This is a genomic window from Pseudomonas sp. NPDC090233 (assembly GCF_044772285.1).
GTDB lineage: Bacteria > Pseudomonadota > Gammaproteobacteria > Pseudomonadales > Pseudomonadaceae > Aquipseudomonas.
Map to the genome: position 1 here is coordinate 96,040 of NZ_JBIVYQ010000005.1, position 23,097 is coordinate 119,136.

General features: G+C 62.5%; 23 protein-coding genes. 9 read left to right on the forward strand and 14 right to left on the reverse strand.

Annotated features, from left to right (window positions below; translation table 11 throughout):
* Positions 1 to 106 precede the first annotated feature (106 nt).
* From ACIQUF_RS15010 to ACIQUF_RS15020, 3 genes are all read left to right on the forward strand, one after another.
* The gene (locus ACIQUF_RS15010) at positions 107 to 1,390 is read left to right on the forward strand and encodes an arsenic transporter (protein ID WP_403132703.1); all 1,284 of its coding nucleotides are present in this window, start codon (positions 107 to 109) and stop codon (positions 1,388 to 1,390) included.
* Positions 1,391 to 1,509: 119 nt separating this feature from the next.
* Positions 1,510 to 1,830, forward strand: coding sequence for a transcriptional regulator (locus ACIQUF_RS15015; protein ID WP_403132706.1), 321 nt, complete (start codon positions 1,510 to 1,512; stop codon positions 1,828 to 1,830).
* Entirely contained in the window at positions 1,817 to 2,131 is a 315-nt protein-coding gene (locus ACIQUF_RS15020) for a helix-turn-helix domain-containing protein (protein WP_403132709.1), read from the forward strand. The genes ACIQUF_RS15015 and ACIQUF_RS15020 overlap by 14 nt, the downstream gene beginning before the upstream one ends.
* 72 nt (positions 2,132 to 2,203) lie before the next feature.
* Here the strand turns inward: ACIQUF_RS15020 and ACIQUF_RS15025 are convergent, their stop codons facing one another.
* The 3 genes from ACIQUF_RS15025 to ACIQUF_RS15035 form a co-directional block, all read right to left on the reverse strand.
* Positions 2,204 to 2,503: a hypothetical protein gene (locus ACIQUF_RS15025; RefSeq protein ID WP_403132711.1), complete on the reverse strand. Its 300-nt coding sequence runs from the start codon at positions 2,501 to 2,503 to the stop codon at positions 2,204 to 2,206.
* Between the two features lie 444 nt (positions 2,504 to 2,947).
* Positions 2,948 to 4,222: a translesion error-prone DNA polymerase V subunit UmuC gene (gene umuC / locus ACIQUF_RS15030; RefSeq protein WP_403132712.1), complete on the reverse strand. Its 1,275-nt coding sequence runs from the start codon at positions 4,220 to 4,222 to the stop codon at positions 2,948 to 2,950.
* A gap of 98 nt (positions 4,223 to 4,320) precedes the next feature.
* The gene (locus ACIQUF_RS15035) at positions 4,321 to 4,443 is read right to left on the reverse strand and encodes a hypothetical protein (RefSeq protein ID WP_403133570.1); all 123 of its coding nucleotides are present in this window, start codon (positions 4,441 to 4,443) and stop codon (positions 4,321 to 4,323) included.
* On the opposite strand from ACIQUF_RS15035, the gene ACIQUF_RS15040 reads away from it, so the two are divergent.
* Positions 4,385 to 5,551 (forward strand): MFS transporter, encoded by a 1,167-nt coding sequence (locus tag ACIQUF_RS15040; RefSeq protein WP_403132714.1) that lies wholly within the window; start codon positions 4,385 to 4,387, stop codon positions 5,549 to 5,551. The genes ACIQUF_RS15035 and ACIQUF_RS15040 overlap by 59 nt on opposite strands.
* Here the strand turns inward: ACIQUF_RS15040 and ACIQUF_RS15045 are convergent.
* On the reverse strand, positions 5,546 to 5,977 hold the full coding sequence (locus tag ACIQUF_RS15045) for a LexA family protein (protein ID WP_403132716.1): 432 nt from the start codon (positions 5,975 to 5,977) through the stop codon (positions 5,546 to 5,548). The two genes, ACIQUF_RS15040 and ACIQUF_RS15045, sit on opposite strands and share 6 nt — an antisense overlap.
* Positions 5,978 to 6,083: 106 nt before the next feature.
* Between ACIQUF_RS15045 and ACIQUF_RS15050 the strand changes: the two genes are divergently transcribed.
* A complete protein-coding gene (locus ACIQUF_RS15050) occupies positions 6,084 to 6,773 on the forward strand; it encodes an SOS response-associated peptidase family protein (RefSeq protein ID WP_403132718.1) in 690 nt (229 codons plus the stop codon).
* Between the two features lie 153 nt (positions 6,774 to 6,926).
* On the opposite strand, the gene ACIQUF_RS15055 is transcribed toward ACIQUF_RS15050, so the two are convergent.
* From ACIQUF_RS15055 to ACIQUF_RS15090, 8 genes are all read right to left on the reverse strand, one after another.
* Positions 6,927 to 8,744: an ABC transporter ATP-binding protein/permease gene (locus ACIQUF_RS15055; protein ID WP_403132719.1), complete on the reverse strand. Its 1,818-nt coding sequence runs from the start codon at positions 8,742 to 8,744 to the stop codon at positions 6,927 to 6,929.
* A 75-nt stretch (positions 8,745 to 8,819) separates the two neighbouring features.
* Positions 8,820 to 9,026 (reverse strand): formate dehydrogenase subunit delta, encoded by a 207-nt coding sequence (locus tag ACIQUF_RS15060; RefSeq protein WP_403132720.1) that lies wholly within the window; start codon positions 9,024 to 9,026, stop codon positions 8,820 to 8,822.
* Positions 9,023 to 11,893 (reverse strand): formate dehydrogenase subunit alpha, encoded by a 2,871-nt coding sequence (fdhF, locus tag ACIQUF_RS15065; RefSeq protein ID WP_403132722.1) that lies wholly within the window; start codon positions 11,891 to 11,893, stop codon positions 9,023 to 9,025. Before fdhF ends, ACIQUF_RS15060 begins: the two co-directional genes overlap by 4 nt.
* Positions 11,890 to 13,449 carry a formate dehydrogenase beta subunit gene (locus ACIQUF_RS15070; RefSeq protein ID WP_403132724.1) on the reverse strand — a complete coding sequence of 520 codons (1,560 nt, stop codon included), beginning with the start codon at positions 13,447 to 13,449 and terminating at the stop codon, positions 11,890 to 11,892. Before ACIQUF_RS15070 ends, fdhF begins: the two co-directional genes overlap by 4 nt.
* On the reverse strand, positions 13,443 to 13,925 hold the full coding sequence (locus ACIQUF_RS15075; RefSeq protein ID WP_403132727.1) for a formate dehydrogenase subunit gamma: 483 nt from the start codon (positions 13,923 to 13,925) through the stop codon (positions 13,443 to 13,445). The genes ACIQUF_RS15070 and ACIQUF_RS15075 overlap by 7 nt, the downstream gene beginning before the upstream one ends.
* Positions 13,926 to 14,154: 229 nt before the next feature.
* A complete protein-coding gene (locus ACIQUF_RS15080; RefSeq protein WP_403132730.1) occupies positions 14,155 to 14,448 on the reverse strand; it encodes a DUF3077 domain-containing protein in 294 nt (97 codons plus the stop codon).
* An 81-nt stretch (positions 14,449 to 14,529) separates the two neighbouring features.
* Positions 14,530 to 14,787: a hypothetical protein gene (locus ACIQUF_RS15085; protein ID WP_403132734.1), complete on the reverse strand. Its 258-nt coding sequence runs from the start codon at positions 14,785 to 14,787 to the stop codon at positions 14,530 to 14,532.
* Between the two features lie 383 nt (positions 14,788 to 15,170).
* Entirely contained in the window at positions 15,171 to 15,791 is a 621-nt protein-coding gene (locus ACIQUF_RS15090; protein ID WP_403132736.1) for a LysE family translocator, read from the reverse strand.
* A 150-nt stretch (positions 15,792 to 15,941) separates the two neighbouring features.
* Between ACIQUF_RS15090 and ACIQUF_RS15095 the strand changes: the two genes are divergently transcribed.
* The 4 genes from ACIQUF_RS15095 (at position 15,942) to ACIQUF_RS15110 (ending at position 21,417) form a co-directional block, all read left to right on the forward strand.
* Positions 15,942 to 17,006, forward strand: coding sequence for an acyltransferase family protein (locus tag ACIQUF_RS15095; RefSeq protein WP_403132739.1), 1,065 nt, complete (start codon positions 15,942 to 15,944; stop codon positions 17,004 to 17,006).
* A 192-nt stretch (positions 17,007 to 17,198) separates the two neighbouring features.
* Positions 17,199 to 18,209 (forward strand): tRNA dihydrouridine(20/20a) synthase DusA, encoded by a 1,011-nt coding sequence (gene dusA / locus ACIQUF_RS15100; protein WP_403132742.1) that lies wholly within the window; start codon positions 17,199 to 17,201, stop codon positions 18,207 to 18,209.
* Positions 18,210 to 18,527: 318 nt separating this feature from the next.
* Positions 18,528 to 19,454 (forward strand): transaldolase, encoded by a 927-nt coding sequence (gene tal / locus ACIQUF_RS15105; RefSeq protein ID WP_403132744.1) that lies wholly within the window; start codon positions 18,528 to 18,530, stop codon positions 19,452 to 19,454.
* Positions 19,455 to 19,554: 100 nt separating this feature from the next.
* Positions 19,555 to 21,417, forward strand: coding sequence for an alkaline phosphatase D family protein (locus ACIQUF_RS15110; protein ID WP_403132746.1), 1,863 nt, complete (start codon positions 19,555 to 19,557; stop codon positions 21,415 to 21,417).
* On the opposite strand, the gene rssC is transcribed toward ACIQUF_RS15110, so the two are convergent.
* Complete coding sequence (gene rssC / locus ACIQUF_RS15115) at positions 21,418 to 21,900, reverse strand: anti-sigma factor antagonist RssC (RefSeq protein ID WP_167069222.1); 483 nt, start codon at positions 21,898 to 21,900, stop codon at positions 21,418 to 21,420.
* Positions 21,897 to 23,081, reverse strand: a complete 1,185-nt coding sequence (rssB, locus tag ACIQUF_RS15120) for a two-component system response regulator RssB (protein ID WP_403133543.1) — start codon at positions 23,079 to 23,081, stop codon at positions 21,897 to 21,899. The genes rssC and rssB overlap by 4 nt, the downstream gene beginning before the upstream one ends.
* Between the last annotated feature and the right edge of the window lie 16 nt (positions 23,082 to 23,097).

The following is a 23,097-nucleotide window of genomic DNA, read 5'->3' on the forward strand; positions in this document are numbered from 1 at the left end:
AATCTTATTTACGAAACTTACATGTTTGTAACGGAACTTTTCAGAGTTTGTCGCCGCCCGTGTACAGTCGTGTCAGCCCTTTTCACTGCGTCGAGACAATGTCTTCATGCTCCCAGCCGCGCTGATATTCCTGTTCACCTTGACCTTGGTCATCTGGCAACCCAAAGGCCTCGGCGTTGGCTGGAGCGCCACCCTCGGCGCCGTGCTGGCGCTGGTGTTCGGCGTGGTATCGCTGCACGACATTCCGGCGGTGTGGGCGATCATCTGGAACGCCACCGCCACCTTCATCGCCCTGATCATCATCAGCCTGCTGCTGGACGAAGCGGGCTTTTTCGAATGGGCGGCGCTGCACGTGGCGCGCTGGGCGCGGGGAGATGGCCGGCGCCTGTTCGCCTTCATGGTGCTGCTGGGCGCGGCGGTGTCGGCACTGTTCGCCAATGACGGTGCGGCGCTGATCCTCACCCCGATCGTCATGTCGATGTTGCTGGCGCTGCGCTTCTCCCCGGCAGCGACCCTGGCCTTCGTCATGGGCGCAGGGTTCATTGCCGACACCGCCAGCCTGCCGCTGGTGGTGTCGAACCTGGTGAACATCGTCTCGGCGGATTATTTCGACCTGGGCTTCAACGCCTATGCCTCTGTGATGGTGCCGGTGAATCTGGCGGCAGTCGCGGCCACCCTGCTGGTGCTGTGGCTGTATTTTCGCCGCGACATTCCGCTGCGCTATGCCCTCGATGAGCTGAAACTGCCGGCCATGGCCGTGCGCGACCGCGCCACCTTCCGTGTCGGCTGGGTGGTGTTGCTGGCATTGCTGGCCAGCCTGTTCGTGCTCGAACCCATGGGCATCCCGGTCAGTGCCGTGGTCGCGGCCGGCGCGGCTGTGCTGTTCGCCGTCGCCGCACGCGGCCATGTGATCTCCACCCGCCGCGTGCTGCGCGAAGCGCCGTGGCAGATCGTGGTGTTTTCGCTGGGGATGTACCTGGTGGTCTACGGCCTGAGGAACGCCGGCCTGACCGACTCGCTCACCCATGTGCTGAATGGGCTGGCCCAGCATGGCGTGTGGGCCGCCTCGCTCGGCACCGGGTTGATTGCGGCGCTGTTGTCGTCGGTAATGAACAACCTGCCCAGTGTGCTGATCGGCGCGTTGTCGATTCAGGCCAGCGAAGCGGAGGGGGTGGTGCGCGAGGCGATGATCTATGCCAACGTCATCGGCTGCGACCTGGGGCCGAAGATCACCCCGATCGGCAGCCTGGCCACGCTATTGTGGCTGCATGTGCTGGCGCGCAAGGGGGTCACGATTGGTTGGGGGTATTACTTCAAGGTCGGGGTGTTGTTGACGGTGCCGGTGTTGCTGGTGACGTTGGCGGCGTTGGCGGTGCGGTTGAGCCTTTGAGATTGACGGGGCTGCTTTGACGTCCCTGGCGATGTCGGCAACCACTCGAAACAACCTCATGCTTCTTGGTTTTGACCATTCCAAGCAAAATCTCTACGTCAGGGACGTAGGGATGCAGTATGCTGACGATCATTGAAGCTCCACTTTTCTCAAGGCTATGGCCCGATTACTGGACCGCAGAAGAGCACGGGGCATTCATGTCCTTCCTTGCGAATGAACCTGATGCCGGCGCAGTGATTCCCGGTTCCGGTGGATGCCGCAAGGTGCGCTGGAGCATGGAAGGCAAAGTCAAGCGAGGAGCAGTCCGGGTGATTTACATGGCCCAGCTAGCCAACGGTTCGTTGGTTGCACTGCTGATTTATTGTAAAGGTGCCACCGAGAATATACCCGCGCACGTGCTGCGCAAGATTGCGAAGGAGCTCAACTATGCCCCTGACTGAAAAAGAACTGATGCTGCGCGATGCCACCCGCAACATTGGCGAAGAATTGCTGGAGTCCATCCGCGATGTGAAAGCGTGTCGCTATGGTGCGGTGCACCAAGTGGAAGTCACCGAAGCAGCCGAGGCTCGGAGCAGGACTGGGCTTTCTCAACTGAAGTTCGCCGAGTTACTGGGCGTATCGGTGCGTACACTTCAAGAGTGGGAGCAAGGGAGGCGCATGCCATCGGGGGCAGCCCGGTCGCTTCTGCATATCGCGGCTTCTCGCCCGGATGTGTTTCGTGAGGTTCTTCAGGCTCGTTGACCGGCTTTCGATCCTCATCCCACTTCACTTCGCTACCAGAATGGGCCGCATCTGCGGCCCGTACAGCAACCCCTACCCGTGTTCCATTCCTAGAAGCACAGCCTCAGCCAGCGCCAAGCCTTTCTCCAGCGAGCTTTCCGTTGCCGCCAGAAGGCTGCGCATTGGTTCCTTTGCATTTTCCAACGCCAGAGCATTGGTTTCATAGGCGGCCTTTAACGCCGCGACTGCACAAACCATCGCATCCTCCCCCTCGATACCGGCATGGACCGAGAACATCGGTTGATGGGCATTATGACAAGTGCCGAACTGAGATCTGATAGTCAGTGGGCGAGGTTTGCGGGTACCCACAGTGAGGGGATTTTCCGGAGTCATCGGCAGACCTCTCGCAGCGCCGATTGGCGTGATTGTATCGATGAGGATTCAGTGTGGCCCAGGATTGAAGGTGGATCTGGAACGATCTTCTTGAGCATGGTGCGACTTCTTGCAGCTCTCTGTATGACGCTCCGAGCCCATACGCCAATATGGGTGGACGGTGCCGTGCGGGTTGGCGTGCCGGACAGAGGGCCGGTGAGCCAGAAGGCTCCCACACACGGCCCGCCCATAACGGGTGCAGCCATGCAGGGCGCAGCCGCTGGGTGCGGATCTGTCTCGGGACGCCAATCCCGTGCCGCTGAATTTACTGCGGCGGCGAAACATACTCAAGTCCCTGTCTTATGTCAAAGCTTTACTACGACACATGTAAAAATGCGAGCTTTCAAAATCACATCAACTCAATTTACGCGCCAGAACAGTGTGTAAAGTCGCCCCCGCCGCCCCTCACAGACTCACCCGCCACAACCCCGCCATCTGCGTCGTAAACCCCGCACTCATCAACTCCCGCCGCATCGCCCACTGTGCCGCCGCCGGCACCGCCGCGCTGCGCAACGTACCCCGCCCCCAGCGCTCGTTGACACCATCGATCACCCCCATCACCCGCTCCGCCTTCACCGTCTGCGCCGGCGCAAACAGGTCGTCCGTCACCTCCCCCCGCTGGCACAGCTCCATCAGCAGCACCTCCGCCTTGCTGTAGCGAAACCCCTCGCGGTACACCCGCGCCACCGCCTCCAGCGCCATGCGCGTGAGCAGCCGTTCGTCATCGGTGGGGTACGGCAACTGCACCACCACACCGTTGGCGTACTTGGCCTCGTCAGGGTTGAACATGCCGGTGCGGATGCTCACCCGCATGCGCCGCGCCAGCGAGCGCTGCTTGCGCAGTTTTTCGGCTGCACGCATCACGTAGGTGGCCACTGCTTCCTTGATTGGCGCCAGCTCGGTCAGGCGCTGGCCGAACATGCGGCTGCAGCAGATTTCCTGGCGCGGCGGCTCCACTTCCTCCAGTTGCAGGCAAGGTGTGCCAGCCAGCTCGCGGGCGGTTTTTTCCACCACCACACTGAACTGCTTGCGCAGGCGCCAGGGGTCGGCGTGCGCCAGGTCCCAGGCGCTGCGGATATCGAGGCTACGCAAATGCGCGGTCATGCGGGCGCCGATGCCCCAGACCTCGGACACCTCGCACTTCTTCAACACCCAGTTGCGCTTCACCGGGTCGCGCAGGTCGACCACCCCGCCACTGTGCGAGGCCCAACGTTTGGCGGCGTGGTTGGCCAGCTTGGCCAGGGTCTTGGTACTGGCGATACCGACGCCGACCGGGATGCCCGTGTGCTTGAGCACCCGGGCGCGGATATCGCGGCCCAAGCGGTCGAGGTCGCCGGGCATGCCGCTGAGGTCAGCGAAGGCTTCATCGATGGAGTACACCTCCACAGCGGGGACCATGCCCTCGATCACCGTCATCACCCGCTGGCTCATGTCACCGTACAGCGCGTAGTTGGACGAAAACGCCACGACGCCGTGCTGCCGCAGCAGGTCCTTCACTTGAAAGTACGGCTGGCCCATCTTCACCAGCGGCTTGGCCTCGGCGCTGCGGGCAATCACGCAGCCGTCGTTGTTGCTCAACACCACGATGGGCGTACGCAGCAGGTCGGGGCGGAAGACGCGCTCGCAACTGGCGTAGAAACTGTTGCAATCGATCAGCGCAAAAACAGGTAACGGTTTCATCTGGCGGCATCACCAATACTGTACTTATATACAGTTAATCATGCCAATGCGTCGTTGCCCCTACCCACTCATCCGATTTGCATCCTGCGCACCGGCTCCTACAGTTCGAACGTAGCCACACTGCCGAGGCCCACGATGCGCAGCGTCGGAAAAACCCAGCCCATGGCCATACCGAAAATCCCCCGTAGCGTCTGGGCGCTGGGTTTGGTGTCGCTATTCATGGACATTTCCTCGGAGATGATCCATGCCCTGCTGCCGCTGTACATGGTCACCGTGCTCGGCACCTCGGTGGTGGCGGTGGGCGTTATCGAAGGCATCGCCGAAGCCACTGCATCGATCACCAAGGTGTTTTCTGGTGCGCTCAGCGACCGGCTGGGCAAGCGCAAACTGCTGACGGTGCTGGGCTATGGCCTGGGGGCGCTGACCAAGCCGGTGTTCCCGATGGTCTCGGGGCTGGACTGGCTGATCGGCGCGCGTTTCGTCGACCGTATCGGCAAAGGTATTCGCGGGGCGCCGCGAGACGCGCTGGTGGCCGACATTACCCCGCCCGAGCTGCGCGGCGCGGCATTTGGCCTGCGCCAGGCGCTGGATACGGTCGGCGCCTTCCTCGGGCCATTGCTGGCGATAGCGCTGATGTGGCTGACGGCGAGCCACTTCCAGACGGTGTTCTGGGTGGCGGTAATCCCGGCGTTCATTGCCGTATACATCCTCGTGGCCTTCGTGCGTGAGCCGGGCACACCACCTGCGGCACGCTCCGTCCGCGCACCGCTGGCACTGCACGAGCTGGCCCGCCTCGGCCCGCGCTACTGGCGCCTGATCGGCCTGGCGATGATCTTCACCCTGGCCCGCTTCAGTGAGGCCTTTTTGTTACTGCGCGCCCAGGACATGGGGCTGGCACCGCTGTGGGCACCGGCGGTGCTGGTGTTAATGGCGCTGGCCTACTCGCTCTCGGCCTACCCCGCCGGGGCGCTCTCGGACCGCGTGGGCCGCCGTGGCGTACTGATGCTCGGCCTTGGGCTGCTGATCGCCGCCGACCTGTTGCTGGCACTGATGCCGGGCTGGGCCGGCCTGGCGCTCGGAGTGGCAGCCTGGGGGCTGCATTTGGGCTTCACCCAAGGCATCTTCGCCGCGCTGATCGCCGACAGTGCACCGGCCAACCTGCGCGGTACGGCCTTCGGCCTGTTCAACTTATTGACCGGGGTGGCGTTGTTGGTTGCCAGTGTGGTGGCCGGGCTGTTGTGGGATGGCGTCGGCTTCCAGGCCACCTTCCTGGTCGGAGCGGGGTTGGCTGGCGCCACGCTGGCGGGGGTGGCGCTGAGGCCGTCATGAGTGCGGGTCATGGGTGCGCACACTGAAGGTCACCACACCCCAGATCATGAAGTCGTCACCCTCCATGATGTAGCGTGGCGCGAAGCGCGGGTTTTCCGAGCGCAGCAGCACCTGCCCACCCACCTGCTGCAGCCGCTTGCACAGCGGCTCGCCGTTGACCGCGGCGATCACGATATGGCCATGGCGGGCGTCGATCGAGCGGTCGACCAGCACCAGGTCACCGTCGAAGATGCCAGCACCCTGCATGCTGTCGCCGTCTATCCTGACCAGATACATGTGCGGCGCGCGCAGGTTGAACAGCTCGTCCAGCGAGATGGGTTGCTCCATGTGGTCCGCAGCCGGCGACGGGAAGCCCGCTGGCACATGGAACAGGTAGCGCGACACGGCAGCGCTGCCGCCAGAGATGGGGCCCAGGATGGTAGTCATGACACGGCCTTTGAAAATAAACTGTATGCATATACAGTAATCGGTGCGCCGGGTATCCGGCAATTTAGCTGTAGGAAATTTCGACAAGCGGGAGGGGGTACATACCATGTGCGGACGCTTCGCCCAGTATCAGGGCCTGGCTGACTACCTGCGTGAACTGGACGCCGAGCAGGATGTGATCAGCGGCTACGACAACGTGCCCATCGGCCGCTACAACGTGGCACCCGGCAGCCGTGTGCTGATCTTGCACAGCGCCGCCGACGGCCTGCGCATCGACCCGTGCCACTGGGGCTGGGCGCCGTTCTGGGCCACCGGCAAACGGCCGGCGCCGATCAATGCACGGGTGGAGACGGTGACCACCGGCAAGTTCTTCAAGGCCTTGTGGCCACAAGGGCGCGCCTTGGTCATGGCCGATGGCTGGTACGAATGGGTAACCGACCCACATGACCCCAAGCGCAAGCAGCCCTACTTCATCCGCCTGAAAAGCCAGGCACCGATGTTCATGGCGGCACTGGCCGAGGTGCATGCCGGGCTTGAGCCGAACGAGGGGGATGGGTTCGTGATCATCACGGCGGCGAGTGACGAAGGGATGGTCGATATCCATGACCGTCGACCGTTGGTGTTGGGGGCGGTGGATGCGCGGCAGTGGATCGACCCCGAAGTGCCTGCCGAAGAGGCCGAACGGCTGGCGCGTGAGCGGTGCCTGCCGGTGGAGGCGTTCGAATGGTTTGCAGTGAATAAGGCGGTCGGGAATGTGCGTAATGAGGGGGCAGAGCTGATCGTGATGCAGCCCTGATTTTGTAGTGGCTGTGCCGGCCCTTCGCGGGGCAAGCCGGATCGCCGGACCGCCGCTCCCACAGGACCCCACTGATCTCAAGAACAATGAGGTACCTGTGGGAGCGGCGGTCCGGCGATCCGGCTTGCCCCGCGAAAGGGCCATATTGGCCAACTAGACCTGCAGCTCAACCTCCGGCCGTTGCTCCAGCAACGACCAACCGCCCTGCCCGTCCACTTCCAGCCGATGGGTATGGAACCCGGCCAGCGTGCTGCGGTGCCCGACGCTTACCAGCAAGGTCTGCGGCATCTCGTTGCGCAACAGCGAATACAGCGCATGCTCCAGCCCCTCATCCATCGCCGAAGTGGACTCGTCGAGAAACACCACCTGCGGCCGGTTGAACAGCACCCGGGCAAAGGCCAGCCGCTGCTGCTCGCCGATCGACAGGATATGCGACCAGTCGCAACTGACCGCCAGCCGCTCGGCCAGGTGCGCCAGGTTGACCTGACGCAGCGCTTGCTGCATGCGCGGCTCGTCGTCGAATGTGCTGTCGGCCGGGTAGGCAATGGCGGTACGCAAGTCGCCCAACGGCAAGTACGGACGCTGTGAGAGGAACAACGCCTGGGTACCCGTGGGCCGTCTGACTTCGCCTTCGGCGTACGGCCACAAGCCCGCCAGGGAACGCAGCAAGGTGGTCTTGCCACTGCCCGAAGGACCCTTGATCAACAGTGCCTGGCCAGCGTGCAGGCGCAGGTCGAGGTCGGCGATCAGCGTGTGCCCGTCCGGGCGCAGCACCTGCAGGCCAGCGATGTCCAAGGCCTGCGACTGTGCATGAGTATTGACCCGCGGCAACGCGCTGGCCTGCTGGTTGGCATCGAGAAAGCCGGTCAGACGGTCGAGGGTGGCGCGGTACTGGGCGAATGTGTCGTAGGACTCACGGAAGAACGACAGCGCATCCTGCACTTGGCCGAAGGCCTGGGAGGTTTGCATGACATCGCCAAGCTTGATCGCACCGCTGAAGAATCGCGGCGCCTGGAGGATGAACGGGAACACCACGGCCACCTGGCTGACGCCCAGGTTGAAGCCGCTGAACTTCAGATTCCGGAATACCAAGGCCCAGGCGTTGACGATCAGCGCGCCGAAACGGCCAAGCAAGGTGCCCCGCTCCACCTGCGCGCCCTGGTAAAAGGCGATGTTCTCGGCATTCTCGCGCAGGCGCATCAGCGCGTAACGGAAGTTGGCGGTGAGTTTTTCGTTGAGGAAGTTCAGGCGAATCAACGGCCGCCCGAGGCGGAAGGCGATCCAGGTGGCGATCAGCACATACACGTACACCGCAAACACCATCGCCCTCGGGATCTCGATGCCGGCCAACGTAAGCGGCGCCGACAGCCCCCAGAGGATGCCGGTAAAGGCCACCAACGACACCAGCGCGCTGACCGCGCCCAGGGCCAGCGACACCGAGTTGGTGACGTAGGCGTTGACGTCCAGCTCGATACGCTGGTCAGGGTTGTCCACCGGCTCGGCGAGGAACTGCCCACGGTAGTAGGCATCGCCGTGCATCCAGTCGCTTGTCAGGCGCTCGGTCAGCCACACCCGCCACTGAATGCTGAAAGCCTGGGTCACGTAGAACGTGAGCAACGCGCGCAGCACGTGGATGGTTGCCAGCACCGCGAACACTCCGAGCAAATACCAGAACGCGGTCTGATCGAGTGCTTGCAGGGCGCTGTAGAAGCCGTTGTACCAGAACGAGAACAACACGTTCATGCGCACCGAGAACAACGTCAGCACCAGCAGCACGGCGAACACCAGCAGTGGCCTCCAGCTGCGCCGGAAGGTGAAATAAGGCCCGGCGAGCTGCCAGAACTGGCTGCCCCAGCGCGTATAGCGCACGGCCAAGGCAGCGGCGGCGGTGAAGCCGATCAGCGTGATGAACGAAGCGATTGCAAGCCAGCTCAGGCTCTCTTGCAGGGCCTGGTGCCAGTTCATGTCCATGGTGGATGTCCGTGACGAGTGTTTCCGCGAGCGTAGCATTGCGCGGGGATTCGGCTGGCAAATATGACGGACATTTCATGTAGCCAGTGCCTCCAGCACCTTCGAGTCCAACCCCTCCCCGGCATGGGCCTCCACCCACTCCCCCAACTGCTGTCGCATCGCCGGTGTCCAGAAACTCTGCAAATGCTGCCGAACCCCCTTCACCGCCAGCTCATGATTCGGCTCGCTATCAAAATAATGGGCAATCTGGTTGGCCATCTTGACCAAGCTATCGCTGCTCATCGGCGCACCTCGGCTTTCTCCGCTGTACGGCGCTCCTTGAGCAAGCGCCGCTGTTCATCACTGAAGTCCTGGTAACGCTTCTGCCATTCAGACGGATGGAAAACCTTCACCACCTCCACCGCCGTGACCTTGTATTCAGGACAGTTGGTGGCCCAGTCGGAGTTGTCGGTGGTGATCACGTTGGCGCCGGATTCGGGGAAGTGGAAGGTGGTGTACACCACCCCCGGCGCAACCCGCGCGCTGACCTTGGCACGCAGGACGGTCTGGCCGGCGCGGCTGCCGATGCCAACCCAATCGCCATCGCGGATGCCACGGCTTTCCGCATCGTTCGAGTGCAGCTCCAGGCGATCCGCGTCATGCCAGGCGGTGTTGCGGGTGCGGCGGGTCTGGGCGCCGACGTTGTACTGGCTGAGGATGCGTCCGGTGGTCAGCAGCAGCGGGTAGCGGCTGTTGACCTTCTCGTCGGTAGGCACGTAACCGGTGAGCATGAAGCGGCCCTTGCCGCGCACGAACTGGTCGATGTGCATGGTCGGCGTGCCATCGGGCGCGGCGTCGTTGCACGGCCACTGCAGGCTGCCGTGGCGATCGATCTCTGCATAGCTGACGCGGTGGAAACTCGGCGTCAGGCGAGCGATTTCGTCCATGATCTCGGACGGGTGGCGGTAGCTCATCGGGTAGCCCAGGGCGTTGGCCAGGGCCACGGTGGCCTCCCAGTCGGCCTTGCCGGCCAGCGGCTCCATGACCTTGCGCACACGTGAAATGCGGCGCTCGGCGTTGGTGAAGGTGCCATCTTTTTCCAGGAACGAGCTACCCGGCAAGAACACGTGGGCGAACTTGGCCGTTTCGTTGAGGAAGATGTCCTGCACGACTACGCACTCCATCGCACGCAACGCGGCGGTAACGTGCTGGGTGTTGGGGTCGCTCTGGGCAATGTCCTCGCCCTGGCAGTACAGCGCCTTGAAGCTGCCATCCAGCGCGGCTTCGAACATGTTGGGGATGCGCAGGCCCGGGTCGGGCTGCAGGGTCACGCCCCAGGCCTGCTCGAACTCGGCGCGCACGCCCTCGTTGGAGATATGCCGGTAGCCCGGCAGTTCGTGCGGGAACGAGCCCATGTCGCACGAGCCCTGCACGTTGTTCTGCCCACGCAGCGGGTTCACCCCCACCCCTTCACGGCCGATGTTGCCGGTGGCCATGGCCAGGTTGGCGATACCCATCACGGCCGTGCTGCCCTGGCTGTGTTCGGTCACGCCCAGGCCATAGTAGATCGCCGCATTGCCACCGGTGGCATACAGCCGCGCGGCGGCGCGGATCTGCTCGGCGGGCACGCCGCACACAGGCCCCAACACTTCCGGGGCGTTTTCAGGCAGGCTGACGAAGTCGCGCCAGCGGGCGAAATCCTCGGTTTCGCAACGGGCGTCGATGAAGCGCTGGGCCAGCAGCCCTTCGCTGACGATCACATGGGCCAGGGCATTGAGCATGGCCACGTTGGTGCCGGGGCGCAGCTGCAGGTGCAGGTCGGCGCGGGCGTGCGGCGAGTCGACCAGGTCGATGCGCCGTGGGTCGATGACGATCAGCCGCGCGCCCTGGCGCAGGCGGCGCTTGAGCTGCGAACCGAACACCGGGTGGGCATCGGTGGGGTTGGCGCCGATCACCAGGACCACATCGGCCTGCATCACCGAATCGAAGCTCTGGGTGCCAGCCGACTCGCCCAGCGTCTGCTTCAGGCCATAGCCGGTCGGCGAATGGCAAACCCGCGCGCAGGTGTCGACGTTGTTGTTGCCGAACGCCGTGCGCACCAGCTTTTGCACCAGGTAGGCTTCTTCGTTGGTGCAGCGGCTGGAGGTAATGCCGCCAATCGAGTCGCGCCCGTATTTGAGCTGAATGCGCCGGAACTCGCTGGCTGCGTAGGTGACGGCCTCGTCCCAGCTGACCTCCTGCCACGGGTCTTCCAGACGCTTGCGGATCATCGGTTTGGTGATGCGGTCGGGGTGGGTGGCATAGCCCCAGGCGAAGCGACCCTTGACGCAGGCGTGGCCGTGGTTGGCGCCGCCGTTCTTGTCCGGGACCATGCGTACCAGCTGGTCGCCCTTCATCTCGGCGCGGAACGAACAACCGACGCCGCAATAGGCACAGGTGGTGATCACCGCGCGCTCGGGCTGGCCGATCTGCACCAGGCTTTTTTCAGTCAGGGTCGCGGTCGGGCAGGCCTGCACGCAGGCGCCGCACGACACACATTCGGAGCTGAGGAAGTCGTCGCCACCGGCTGCAGCCACCCGTGACTCGAAACCGCGCCCGGTGATGGTCAGGGCGAACGTACCCTGGATATCCTCGCAGGCGCGCACGCAGCGGCTGCAGACGATGCACTTGCTGGGTTCGTAGTCGAAGTACGGGTTGGAAACGTCTTTTTTCTCAGCCAGGTGATTGGCACCGTCATAGCCATAGCGCACCTCGCGCAGGCCGACCTGGCCGGCCACCGTCTGCAGTTCGCAGTTGCCGTTGGCCGAGCAGGTCAGGCAATCGAGCGGATGGTCGGAAATGTACAGCTCCATCACGTTGCGGCGCAGGCCGGCCAGGCGTGGCGTTTGCGTGCGCACCACCATGCCTTCGCTGACCGGCGTGGTGCACGAGGCCGGGTAGCCGCGCATGCCGTCGATCTCGACCATGCACATCCGGCACGAACCGAAGGCTTCCAGGCTGTCGGTGGCGCAGAGTTTGGGGATGCTGGTGCCGAGCATGGCGGCGGCGCGCATCACCGAAGTGCCTGCCGGCACGCTGATGCTGCGGCCGTCGATGTTCAGGCTGATCTGCACGTCGCTCTCGCGAGCGGGCGTGCCCAGGTCGCTCTCGGGGTCGAAGTAGTTGATCACTGCGCGGCCTCCGTGGTGGTCAGCCCAAAATCGGCGGGGAAGTACTTGAGGGCGCTGGCCACCGGGTAGGCGGTCATGCCGCCCATGGCGCACAGCGAGCCGTATTGCATGGTGTCGCACAAGTCGCGCAGCAGCAGGGCCTGGTCGTGACGCTCGGTGAAATCGCTGGTCGCGATCAGGCGGTCGACCACCTCCATGCCCCGAGTCGAACCGATGCGGCAGGGCGTGCACTTGCCGCAGGATTCCTCGGCGCAGAACTGCAGGGCGAAGCGCGCCATGCTGGCCATGTTCAAGGTGTCGTCGGCCACCACCACGCCGCCGTGGCCCAGCATCGCGCCCATGGCGGCGAAGGCCTCGTAGTCCAGTGGCGTGTCGAAATGACTGGGCGGCACCCAGGCGCCGAGCGGGCCGCCGACCTGCGCGGCTTTGAGTGGCCGACCGCTGGCGGTACCGCCACCATAACCCTCGACCAGTTCGCGCAGGGTCAGGCCGAAAGCGCGCTCCACCAGGCCGCCGTGGCGAATGTTGCCGGCCAGTTGGAACGGCATGGTGCCCAGCGAACGGCCCATGCCGAAGTCGCGGTAGAACGCCGCGCCCTTGGCCAGGATGGTCGGCACCGACGCCAGGGTGAGCACGTTGTGCACCAGTGTCGGCAGGCCGAACAGACCTTCGAGCGCGGGTAATGGCGGCTTGGCGCGAACGATGCCGCGTTTGCCTTCGATGGATTCGAGCAGCGCGGTTTCTTCGCCGCAGATATAGGCGCCAGCGCCGACACGCACTTCCAGGTCGAAGGCCTGACCGCTGCCAGCCACGTCAGTGCCGAGGTACCCGGCGTCACGCGCAATGGCGAACGCCTGGTTGAGCACGCGGATCGCGTCGGGGTATTCCGAGCGCACATAGATGTAGCCTTTGTCGGCGCCGACAGCCAGACCCGCGATGATCATCCCTTCGATCAGCAGGAAGGGATCGCCCTCCATCAGCATGCGGTCGGCGAAGGTACCCGAGTCGCCTTCGTCGGCGTTGCACACCACGTACTTCTGCCCTGCCCCGGCATCGCGCACGGTGCGCCACTTGATGCCCGCCGGAAACGCCGCGCCGCCACGGCCACGCAGGCCGGAATCGAGCACGGCGGCGACCACGTCGGCACCGCCCAGCGCAAGAGCACGTTCAAGGCCTTTGAAACCACCGTGCGCGCGGTAGTCATCCAGCGACAGTGGCCGGGTAATACCGGCACGGGCGAACAGCAGGCGCTGCTGGGTTTTCAGATAAGGGATTTGCTCCACCAGCCCCAGCGCCAGCGAGTGGCCACCGGGCAGGCCCGCCAGAGCATCCAGCAACGAAGGTACGTCTTCAGGCGTGACCGGGCCGAAGCCCTGGCGGCCCTCTGCGCTTTCACACTCCAGCAACGGCTCCAGCCAGTACAAACCGCGTGAACTGGTGCGCTGGATGTCCAGTGGCAACTGACGACGTTCGGCCTCGCGCTGCAAGGCCTCGGCAACCTGATCGGCACCCACGGCGCGGGCCACCGAATCGCAGGGAATGAACAACTTCAGCATGCTGGGTCCTCCAGGCAACCGTTGACCAGCGAGCGCAACCGCTCGGGTGTCAGGCGCGCATGCACCTGGCCATCCAGTTCAAGGGCCGGCGAACAGGCGCAGGCGCCCAGGCAGTAAACCGGGCGCAAACTGATAGCGCCGTCGGCACTGGTGCCGTGGTCGTCCAACGCCAGCTGTTCGCGCAACTGCGCGGCCAAGGTCTCGCTGCCCCGGCTCTGGCACGACTCGGCGCGGCACAGACGCAGGGTGTGACGTGCAGGCGGTGAGGTACGGAAGTCGTGGTAGAAGCTGATCACCCCGCGCACCTCGGCCAGGCTGAGGTTGAGGGCATGGGCGATGTCGTCGACGGCGCCATCGGGGACGTAACCGATGTTTTCCTGGATGGCATGAAGGATCGGCAACAGCGCGCCGGGAGTGTCCTTGTGGCGGCTCAGGATGCTATGAATCACGGGCAGGTGGAGCAGTTCATCAGGCATACAGCGGACCTCGGCATCACGGCCCCGCCTGTTGTGTAGTGGGCAGGTGACCGGCGTGTTCTGCTGCGGCACACCGCCCACGTCACGGTTGCGTGGTTGTCGGCAGCCTCCTTGCCGATGGCCGTGCGTCTGCGCGCACTGGGCTCACGGGCATCTCACAAGCATGGCACTTGTGGCGCCGAAGGGATGCGCGCGAGCGACCAGGCGCATCCTGAAACCGACCAGCGAGTCAGTGGGAACTGTGCTTGCGCATCCCCATATGCGCATCATCCATCAACGCCTTGGCCATCTCGCACAGGTAATGCGAAGCCCAGACCAGAGAGGGCTCGTTGTCCATCACCCCGATGAATGACGCCCGTCGCGAGCAGTCCATCAGTAGCGACGCCTGTTCGATGGCATGGCTACAACAATTGCCGGGCTCGACGCGGAACAATCGCTTGCCTTCGACCCCGCTAGCCATGCAGACAGCGGAGCCTACTGTGAAGCCCATCCTGCCGGTGTCTTCTGGGCGTTCCTTATCCATTTTCAATCCTCCAGACCTGTTGGGGCTAAGCGGTCCTCTTCGCGTTACACCGCGAAGAGCGGCGCATAGACCGTCAAAACTTCAATGCATCGTGCGCAGCTGTCGCTGGCTCTTCGACTGTACCTGCGCAATTGCCGACTCCAGCAACGTACGCACCGCTTCCCTCTCGTGCATCACGGTCATTGTCATGATCGTGGCGGGAGACTTGGGTAACGTGGTGATGGCCTGATGGGCCACGGCAAGGCCGCAGAGCACGCATTCGGTGGCTTCGATCAGGGTGTCTTCGAGGTAATGGGAGGCATCTGGGGAGTAAGGTGGATCGGGGACGATTTTGATCATGGCAACTCCAAACACAATGAGTGGGGCCGTCGCCATATCACTTGCAGATGATTGGGTGGCGGCTACGTGCGGGCCTGCAAGACCGGACTTGGAGGCCATACATCCGGCTGGCCCGAAGACCACCCGCACGCAGCCACCATTGAGCAAAGCCAATGGAAGCTGAAGCCAAACCAAGTTCGGGCTTGCAGACCCGGCCGCTGATGCCAGCGACCCTGCGAGACTAGGACGCTCGGTTATCCACCGCAATGGCCCAAAGGGTGATTCAGAAAGGGACTACAAACTAGAGGGTAAATCTGATTCTAAATATGTAGAAAGCCGTTAAAAACAGCACTCTGAAAGTATTGGTAAAGACTTTGCGCAGGTGTCGACAAACGATGAAGCCGTCAGCGCCGGCTCAGCGCCAGGCGCGCGGCAAATAGCACAAAGACCAGGCCAGTCGCCCGGTCCATCCACTGGATGACCTTTTCACGGCGCAACACACCCGCTAGCGACTGAGTTGCACCAATCAGAATCATCGCCCAGAGCAAGCCCAGCATCACGTGGATACTGATCAGACCAAATGTCCAAGCCACCAGGGGCTGGCCTTGCGGGATGAACTGGGGCAGGAACGAGACGTAGAAAATCCCGACCTTCGGGTTCAGCAGATTGCCCAGCATGCCCTTCAAAAACCAGTTGGCTGGTGGCCGAGCGTCCGTTTCGACTGTGCCCAGTGACTGCCTTGGCCGCAGCAGCATGTTTACGCCAAGCCACGCCAGGTAGGCAGCGCCGCAGTACTTGAGGATGTCATAGGCCAATTCCGACACGGCAATCAACGCCCCGAGGCCGAACGCGACCGCTGCGCCCCAGAGCATGCAACCGGCATTGATGCCCAGCGCGGCGTAAATGCCTTGCTTGCGGCCTTCGACGGTGGAAGTTCTCAGGATCAGCGCCGTATCGAGGCCGGGGGTAACGGTCAGCAACGTGGCAGCGAAAGTGAAGGCGATCAGGTTTTCGGCGATGGACATGGACGTCAGGGCCTGAGAGTAAGGAGCACGTAGGTTAGCATGGGGCATTGTTCGCCAGGCATCAGCAGCACGGGCGCATGCCCCGCTCCCTTGTTAGACTATGCCCGCTTGCCATGCGGCTGGCAGTGACGATGCTGCCGCATTCATTAGATGACTAGCATTCTGATTCGAGTGAAAAACAGAAAAATGCTGAATTCAATCCAAATCCTGCGGGCGATCGCGGCATGGATAGTGGTGCTTCATCACTACTTACAGGTCACGTACAGCACAATGCCTACAGACCCGATCTCCACCGCCCTTCACCGATACGGTGCAATCGGCGTGGATCTGTTCTTTGTCATCAGCGGCTTCGTCATCTACCTGTCCGCTTCCAAGCAAATCGTAACGCCTGTTACATTCGCCAAACACCGGATTGCGCGCATTGTGCCGGCCTATTGGATCTTCACGATCATTACCATGGCACTGTTGATCTATATGCCAGGCGTAATTCCACTGACGCTGTTCGACCAAGAATTGCTCGTTAAAAGCCTTTTATTCATACCTACCAGCAACCCCTCCGGCATTGGCTACTATCCAATCATGACCGTCGGTTGGACGCTCAACTACGAAATGGCGTTCTACGGGGTATTTTTTACTTCTTTGTTCCTACCTCGAAAACTCCGCATCGCCGGCTTGGTCTTGGGTACTTTGGCACTCAACCAACTCCTGCCGGCGCTCGGCGGAGCGTTTAAGTTCTATAAAAACACTATCGTTTTCGAATTTATCTTCGGCGTTCTGATAGGGCTGCTCCATCAACGAGGGGCGCTCAGCGCGATCAAGCCCTGGGCAGCACTGGCTCTTGCGGGTGCAGCGTTTTGGATCGTGCTCACGTCAGGGCAGGTTTCGCACAGCCCACTTTACTCTGGCGTCCCTTGTGCTTTGTTGATGATTGCAGCGCTCTCTCAAGAACGTTTCATGAAAGGCATGACAACATTGAACGCGCTGGGGAATTGGTCGTATTCCACTTACCTCTGCCACATTCCTGTCCTCTGCCTGATGCTGGAACTGCAGAAACGAATAAGCCTACCACCTATCTTGACCCTTTTTGCCTCCCTGGCCCTCATAGCCGCTGTATCTGCATTCAGTTTCAAAGTCGTGGAAAGCCCTATTGCCAATCGCATGAAGAAGAAGGAATCTGCACCCCGTCCCGCCGAAAATCGATACGAAACACGTTGAATGAAAACATCGCACAATCAGTTTCCTTGAATCTATCCTGCCCCTCCGCGTCTTCTGATCACATCAGCGACGCGGGCGCAGGCTCTGCTCCCTTGGTAGACTATGCCCACTCCATGCCGGGCGGCAGCCACGTTTAGAAACAAAAGCTCGCTGCCCGCTCTCCCGAACTCGGCTGAATCTACACAACCCACCATGCCTCAAGAAACCGTTGCACAAGCACTCGCACAGCACCCTGAGCCGTCCCGCCGCTTCAGCGTTGCGCCGATGATGGATTGGACTGACAGGCATTGCAGGTACTTCCTGCGCCTGCTCTCCAAGCAAACCCTGCTCTACACCGAAATGGTCACCACCGGCGCCCTCCTCCACAACGACGCCCACCGCTTCCTGCGCCACGACGTTTCCGAGCACCCGCTGGCCCTGCAACTCGGCGGCAGCGTGCCAGCCGATCTGGCAGCCTGTGCGCGCCTGGCCGAGGACGCGGGTTACGACGAGGTCAACCTCAACGTCGGCTGCCCGAGCGACCGGGTGCAGAACAACATGATCGGTGCCTGCCTGATGGCCCACCCGGCGCTGGTTGCCGATTGCGTCAAGGCCATGCGTGATGCGGTGTCGACACCGGTGACGGTGAAGCACCGCATCGGCATCAATGGCCGTGACAGCTATGCAGAGCTGTGCGACTTCGTCGGCCAGGTGCGCGATGCCGGCTGCCGCAGCTTTACCGTGCATGCGCGGATTGCGATCCTCGAAGGGCTGTCGCCGAAGGAGAATCGCGAGATTCCGCCGCTGCGTTACGACGTGGCCGCGCAGTTGAAGGCGGATTTCCCGGACTTGGAGATTGTGCTCAATGGGGGCATCAAGACCTTGGAGGAATGCCAGGGGCATCTGCAGACCTTCGATGGGGTGATGCTGGGGCGCGAGGCGTACCACAATCCCTATGTACTGGCTGAGGTGGATCAGCAGCTGTTTGGCAGTGATGCGCCGGTGGTCAGCCGCAGCGAGGCGATGGCGCAGTTGCGGCCTTACATTGTTGCGCACATCGAGAGCGGTGGTGCGATGCATCACATCACCCGGCATATTCTCGGCCTCGGCCAGGGGTTCAAGGGCGCGCGGCGCTTCCGGCAGCTGCTGTCGGCGGATATACACAAGGCGCCGGAGCCATTGGTAGTGTTCGACCAGGCCGCTGAGCTGCTCCAAGGCCGCTGATTGAGGACATTTGGCCCTTTTGGCCCCCCACCTTGTGGGAGCGGCTTTAGCCGCGAAGCAAGTGACGCGGTGGATGGCACCGGCTTTGCCGGTGTTCGCGGCTGAAGCCGCTCCCACTGGGATCGAAGTAGCTAATGAGAAGATAGCTAACCATTGCCCTTGCGGACCCTGACCGTGCTTATCCCGAAAGCCTGGGAACCTCCTGACGGCCGATGACTCGAATCATCACCTTCGACAAATCGCCACCGCCCCATTGGCCCCTTGAGCGGGCGTCGGGGCTCGGGTAATGTCGAGACATCGCACAGGACAGAGCACGCCATGACCTCCAAGCTGGAACAACTCAAGCAGTTCACCACCGTGGTCGCCGACACCGGGGACCTGGACGCCATCACCCGCCTCAAGCCGGTCGATGCCACCACCAACCCGTCGTTGCTGCTCAAGGCGGCCGCCATCCCTGGCTACGCCGACCTGCTCAAGCAGGTGAAAAGCGACGCCAAGGGCAATGTCGACCTGGCGTGCGACAAGTTTGCCGTGGCTGTGGGTGCTGGCATCCTGAAGGCGATTCCTGGGCGCATCTCCACCGAAGTGGATGCTCGCCTGTCGTTCGACGAGCCGGCCTTGCTGAAAAAGGCCCGTCAGCTGATCGACTTGTACGAAGCCGCCAATGTTTCCAAGGACCGCGTGCTGATCAAGCTGGCCTCCACCTGGGAAGGCATCCGCGCTGCCGAGAAATTGGAAAAGGAAGGCATCCAGACCAACCTGACCCTGCTGTTCTCCTTCGCCCAGGCCCAGGCTTGCGCCGATGCCGGGGTGTTCCTGATTTCGCCGTTCGTGGGCCGCATCTACGACTGGTACAAGAAAAGCACCGGCCAGGACTATGTCGGTGCCGAAGACCCGGGCGTGCAGTCGGTCACGCGCATCTACAACTACTACAAGGCCAATGGCTACGACACCGTGGTCATGGGCGCCAGCTTCCGCAATATCGGCCAGATCGAACAACTGGCCGGCTGCGACCGCCTGACCATCAGCCCGGACCTGCTGGAAAAGCTCAGCGAAGACCAGGGCGAGCTGCCGCGTATCCTCAAGCCGGGCAATGCCGGTGAGGCCAAACAGGTACTCACCGAGAGCCAATTCCGCTGGGCGATGAACGAAGATGCCATGGGTACCGAGAAGCTGGCCGAAGGCATTCGCCAGTTCGCGCGAGACCAGGAGAAACTGGAAAAGCTGATGGCTGACAAAGCCTGATACATATCCGGTTTGCCAGACGGGCGGGAAATGCTCAGCATTTTCCGCCCGTTTTGCTTTGGCCCGTCAAAATGGGCCTCTTTAGCCACCAGAGCTGTTGATGACCGCCCCCACTTCATTGCCCCTCGTTCTAGCCGGCCCGGTTCTGCGCCGCCTTGAGCCTCAACGCCTGGCCATCTGGCTGGTCGCTAGTCAACGCTTGCAACCCGAGTTCGTCGGGCACGGCACGGCCAAGGCGAATTGCCAGGTCATCCCGATCGGCCGGCACGCCTTCATCCACCTGCTGGATATTCACTTCAGCCAACCCTTGCCCGTTAATTGCGCCGTCGAATACGACCTGCTGCTCGACGGCCAAGGCATCGCCGACTGGGCGCCCCACCTGCTCTACCCTGGCCAGCAGCGCCCGAACCTGGTGCTGCGCGAACGCCTGGACCAGCTGCTGCACGGCTCCTGTCGCAAGCCCCATCACCCCGCGGCAGACGGCCTGCTCTGCGCCGACCGCCTGCTTGCGGCGTGCCAGCGACCAGAAGAACGTCCGGCCGTGCTGCTGATGACCGGCGACCAGGTTTATGCCGATGACGTCGCTGGCCCGATGTTGCGGGCCATTCATTCGCTGATCGAGCGCCTTGGCCTGTTCGACGAACAGCTGGAAGGCGCGGTCGTCAACGACAGCCAGGCGCTCTACCAGCACCCGGCCAGCTACTACCACCGCGCCGACCTTCTGCCCGCCCAGGAGAGCAACGAAACCCTGCGCGAACGCTTCTTCGGCGGCAAGCGCAAGCCGATCTTCACGTCCAGCAATGCCGACAACCACCTGGTGACCTTTGCCGAAGTCATGGCCATGTACCTGCTGGTCTGGTCGCCAGTCCCCTGGCAACTGGTACAGCTCGACATGCCCGCGGGCCTCGCCGATCAACACCAGGCGCGCTACCGAGAAGAATTGCCTCGGATCGAAGCGTTTGCCGCCAACCTGGGCCAAGTGGCGCGGGTGATGGCCCACCTGCCCTGCCTGATGATCTTCGACGACCACGACATCACCGACGACTGGAACCTCTCGGCACAGTGGGAAGAAACCGCCTACGGCCACCCCTTCTCGCGGCGGATCATCGGTAACGCCTTGATCGGCTATCTGCTGTGCCAGGCCTGGGGCAACGACCCGGACGGCTGCGAGGCTATGGTTGGGCCATGCCAGGCGCTCTCCAGCCCGCAACTGGACAGCCAGGCGCAGGATCAACTGATCGGGGATCTGCTGCGCTTCCAGGGTTGGCAATTCAGCCTGCCCAGCGAGCCACCGCTACTGGTGCTGGATACCCGTACGCGACGTTGGCGCAGTGAAAGCGACCTGGCCAAGCCCTCCGGTCTGCTCGACTGGGAAGCACTCTGCGAGCTGCAACAAGCGTTACTGGACCATCCTTCGGCGATCATCGTCTCACCGGCACCGATCTTCGGCGTCAAGCTGATCGAGACCGTGCAAAAGCTGTTCAGTTGGCTGGGCTACCCGCTGCTGGTGGATGCCGAAAATTGGATGGCGCACCGCGGTGCGGCGCAGGTGATCCTGAACATCTTCCGCCATTCGCGCACGCCAGGGCATTACGTGGTGTTATCGGGCGATGTGCACTATTCGTTCGTCTACGAAGTGCTGATTCGCCATCGCCAGCGCAGCCCGCACCTGTGGCAAGTCACCAGCAGCGGTATCAAGAATGAGTTTCCCCGCCGCCTGCTGGACGTGCTGGACCGGCTCAACCGCTGGCTGTACTCGCCGCGCTCGCCGCTCAACTGGTTTACCCGGCGCCGGGAGATGCAGGTAATGCCGCGCACGCCCAGCGACAGCAAGGCCGGGGAACGGTTGTGGAACAGTGCGGGGTTGGGGCAGGTGTTCTTTGATGAACAAGGACGGCCGGCACGGGTGTTTCAGCTGAATGCCAATGGCGCCGGGGCGACGGAGTTCTCGCACCGGGAGTGATCAGGTCCGCTCGAGCGCACTCACCAGGTCATGAAAGGCTTCACGGTTGGAGTCATTCAACCCCATGAGAATCTTGTGCGCTTCCAGCACCTTGGAGCGCACCACATCTTCGTTCTGATCCTGCGATGGCAAGTCGGTCAGGCACTCCGTGCACGGCACCGGGCGGTCGACAATGTTGAACACCTGATCGAAGCCCATGGACTGCAACAGGCGCGAGATGTCCGGGTTGGTGGTCACCACGGTCGGCAGCAGGCCAACCTTCTGCCGCGACAGGATTGACAGCTTGGCCAACAGGCCCAGGGTGGTGCTGTCGATGCTTTCGGTTTCCGTCAGATCGATGACGATGGCCGAGAAATTCAGCGCAGTGAAGATTTTCTCGATCGTTGCATCCAGCGCCGAACACAGGGTCAGACGCACTTCACCGACGAACTTCAGTACGAAGGTGCCACTCTGCTCGGCAAACTGAATTCTACCGGTACTCATTGAAGGTTCCTGCTCAACACCAATAGGGCGATATCATCCGGCATCTCCCCAAGCGTAGCCAATCCAAATCGTTGGCGCAGCCCATCCAGGCTACCACCCGCTGCCTTGACGATTTCCGGCAAGGCGGCTTCTTTATCTTTGAGCGTGTCCCCTGGCAAAAGGTCCAAGATGCCATCGGACATCAAGCTCAGGCTGAACTGCGGCGGCAGTTCCATGACCAGATCCTGGTAGGTGGCCTCATCGAACAAGCCGACCGGCAGGCCGCGGCCTTCAAGGTAGCGGGCCTGGCCCGGGGTATACAGCACCGGCAGCGGCAGGTGGCCGCCTACCGCGTAGGTCAGCAGGCCAGTGTCTTCGTCGATCACTCCGCCGACCATTGTCACGTGCTTGCCCAGCTTGCAGTTGATCAGGCCACGGTTGATATGGCTGAGCACTTCCGAGGGCTTGAACTCGCGCAATTTGCTGTTGCGCTTGAATTCGAACATCAGCCGCGTGGTCATGAACTTCAGCAGCACGGTGACGAAGGCAGACGACGCGCCGTGCCCAGAGACATCGGCCAGATAGAAGGCGATGCGCCGGTCATCCACACGGAAATAGTCGGCAAAATCGCCCGACAGGTAGAGCGACGGAATGATCTGGTGCTCGAAGGAAAACTCCCCGGCAACCCAGGGGCTTTCCGGCAGCATGTTCATCTGCACCTGCCGACCGGCGGTCTGATCCTCCTGCAACAAGTGCAGGCTGGCTTCCAGTTCACGGTTGGCTGCTTCGAGTTTGTCGCGGTAACGCTGGTTTTCCACCACCAGGCGCGAACGGTCGAGCGCACGGCGCACCGAGTGTTCGAGCACGGCGAGGTCTTCCAGCGGCTTGATCAGGTAGTCGGCGGCGCCCAGGCGCAAGGCCTCGACTGCGTCACTCATCACGCCTGCACCCGACACCACGATCACCGGCAACTGCGGCGCGCGCTCGCTGACCTGGCGGATCAGTTCGAGGCCGCCCATCTGCGGCATGCGCAGATCGCAGATCACGAGGTCGGGCTGGTGTTCTTCGAAGACCTGGAGCCCCTGCTGGCCATTACCGGCCTGGAGCACGCTAAAGCCACTGTCTTCCAGATAGGCGGCGAGGCTCGCACGGACCACGTCGTCATCATCGATGATCAGCAGCGTTGCACTGATTTTCTGCATGTGGGCGAACGGCGCC

Excerpts from the sequence above, each read along its gene's own strand:
- ACIQUF_RS15010 (WP_403132703.1), top strand. The coding sequence starts at position 107 with ATGCTCCCAGCCGCGCTGATATTCCTGTTCACCTTGACCTTGGTCATC.
- rssC (WP_167069222.1), bottom strand. The coding sequence starts at position 21,900 with ATGAGTACCGGTAGAATTCAGTTTGCCGAGCAGAGTGGCACCTTCGTA.
- tal (WP_403132744.1), top strand. The coding sequence starts at position 18,528 with ATGACCTCCAAGCTGGAACAACTCAAGCAGTTCACCACCGTGGTCGCC.
- ACIQUF_RS15055 (WP_403132719.1), bottom strand. The coding sequence starts at position 8,744 with ATGGACATGAACTGGCACCAGGCCCTGCAAGAGAGCCTGAGCTGGCTT.
- ACIQUF_RS15035 (WP_403133570.1), bottom strand. The coding sequence starts at position 4,443 with ATGAATAGCGACACCAAACCCAGCGCCCAGACGCTACGGGGGATTTTC.
- ACIQUF_RS15070 (WP_403132724.1), bottom strand. The coding sequence starts at position 13,449 with ATGCTGAAGTTGTTCATTCCCTGCGATTCGGTGGCCCGCGCCGTGGGT.
- umuC (WP_403132712.1), bottom strand. The coding sequence starts at position 4,222 with ATGAAACCGTTACCTGTTTTTGCGCTGATCGATTGCAACAGTTTCTAC.
- ACIQUF_RS15085 (WP_403132734.1), bottom strand. The coding sequence starts at position 14,787 with ATGATCAAAATCGTCCCCGATCCACCTTACTCCCCAGATGCCTCCCAT.
- ACIQUF_RS15110 (WP_403132746.1), top strand. The coding sequence starts at position 19,555 with ATGACCGCCCCCACTTCATTGCCCCTCGTTCTAGCCGGCCCGGTTCTG.
- dusA (WP_403132742.1), top strand. The coding sequence starts at position 17,199 with ATGCCTCAAGAAACCGTTGCACAAGCACTCGCACAGCACCCTGAGCCG.
- ACIQUF_RS15045 (WP_403132716.1), bottom strand. The coding sequence starts at position 5,977 with ATGACTACCATCCTGGGCCCCATCTCTGGCGGCAGCGCTGCCGTGTCG.
- ACIQUF_RS15015 (WP_403132706.1), top strand. The coding sequence starts at position 1,510 with ATGCTGACGATCATTGAAGCTCCACTTTTCTCAAGGCTATGGCCCGAT.
- ACIQUF_RS15095 (WP_403132739.1), top strand. The coding sequence starts at position 15,942 with ATGACTAGCATTCTGATTCGAGTGAAAAACAGAAAAATGCTGAATTCA.
- rssB (WP_403133543.1), bottom strand. The coding sequence starts at position 23,081 with ATGCAGAAAATCAGTGCAACGCTGCTGATCATCGATGATGACGACGTG.
- ACIQUF_RS15090 (WP_403132736.1), bottom strand. The coding sequence starts at position 15,791 with ATGTCCATCGCCGAAAACCTGATCGCCTTCACTTTCGCTGCCACGTTG.
- ACIQUF_RS15050 (WP_403132718.1), top strand. The coding sequence starts at position 6,084 with ATGTGCGGACGCTTCGCCCAGTATCAGGGCCTGGCTGACTACCTGCGT.
- ACIQUF_RS15025 (WP_403132711.1), bottom strand. The coding sequence starts at position 2,503 with ATGACTCCGGAAAATCCCCTCACTGTGGGTACCCGCAAACCTCGCCCA.
- ACIQUF_RS15040 (WP_403132714.1), top strand. The coding sequence starts at position 4,385 with ATGGCCATACCGAAAATCCCCCGTAGCGTCTGGGCGCTGGGTTTGGTG.
- ACIQUF_RS15020 (WP_403132709.1), top strand. The coding sequence starts at position 1,817 with ATGCCCCTGACTGAAAAAGAACTGATGCTGCGCGATGCCACCCGCAAC.
- ACIQUF_RS15075 (WP_403132727.1), bottom strand. The coding sequence starts at position 13,925 with ATGCCTGATGAACTGCTCCACCTGCCCGTGATTCATAGCATCCTGAGC.
- ACIQUF_RS15080 (WP_403132730.1), bottom strand. The coding sequence starts at position 14,448 with ATGGATAAGGAACGCCCAGAAGACACCGGCAGGATGGGCTTCACAGTA.
- ACIQUF_RS15060 (WP_403132720.1), bottom strand. The coding sequence starts at position 9,026 with ATGAGCAGCGATAGCTTGGTCAAGATGGCCAACCAGATTGCCCATTAT.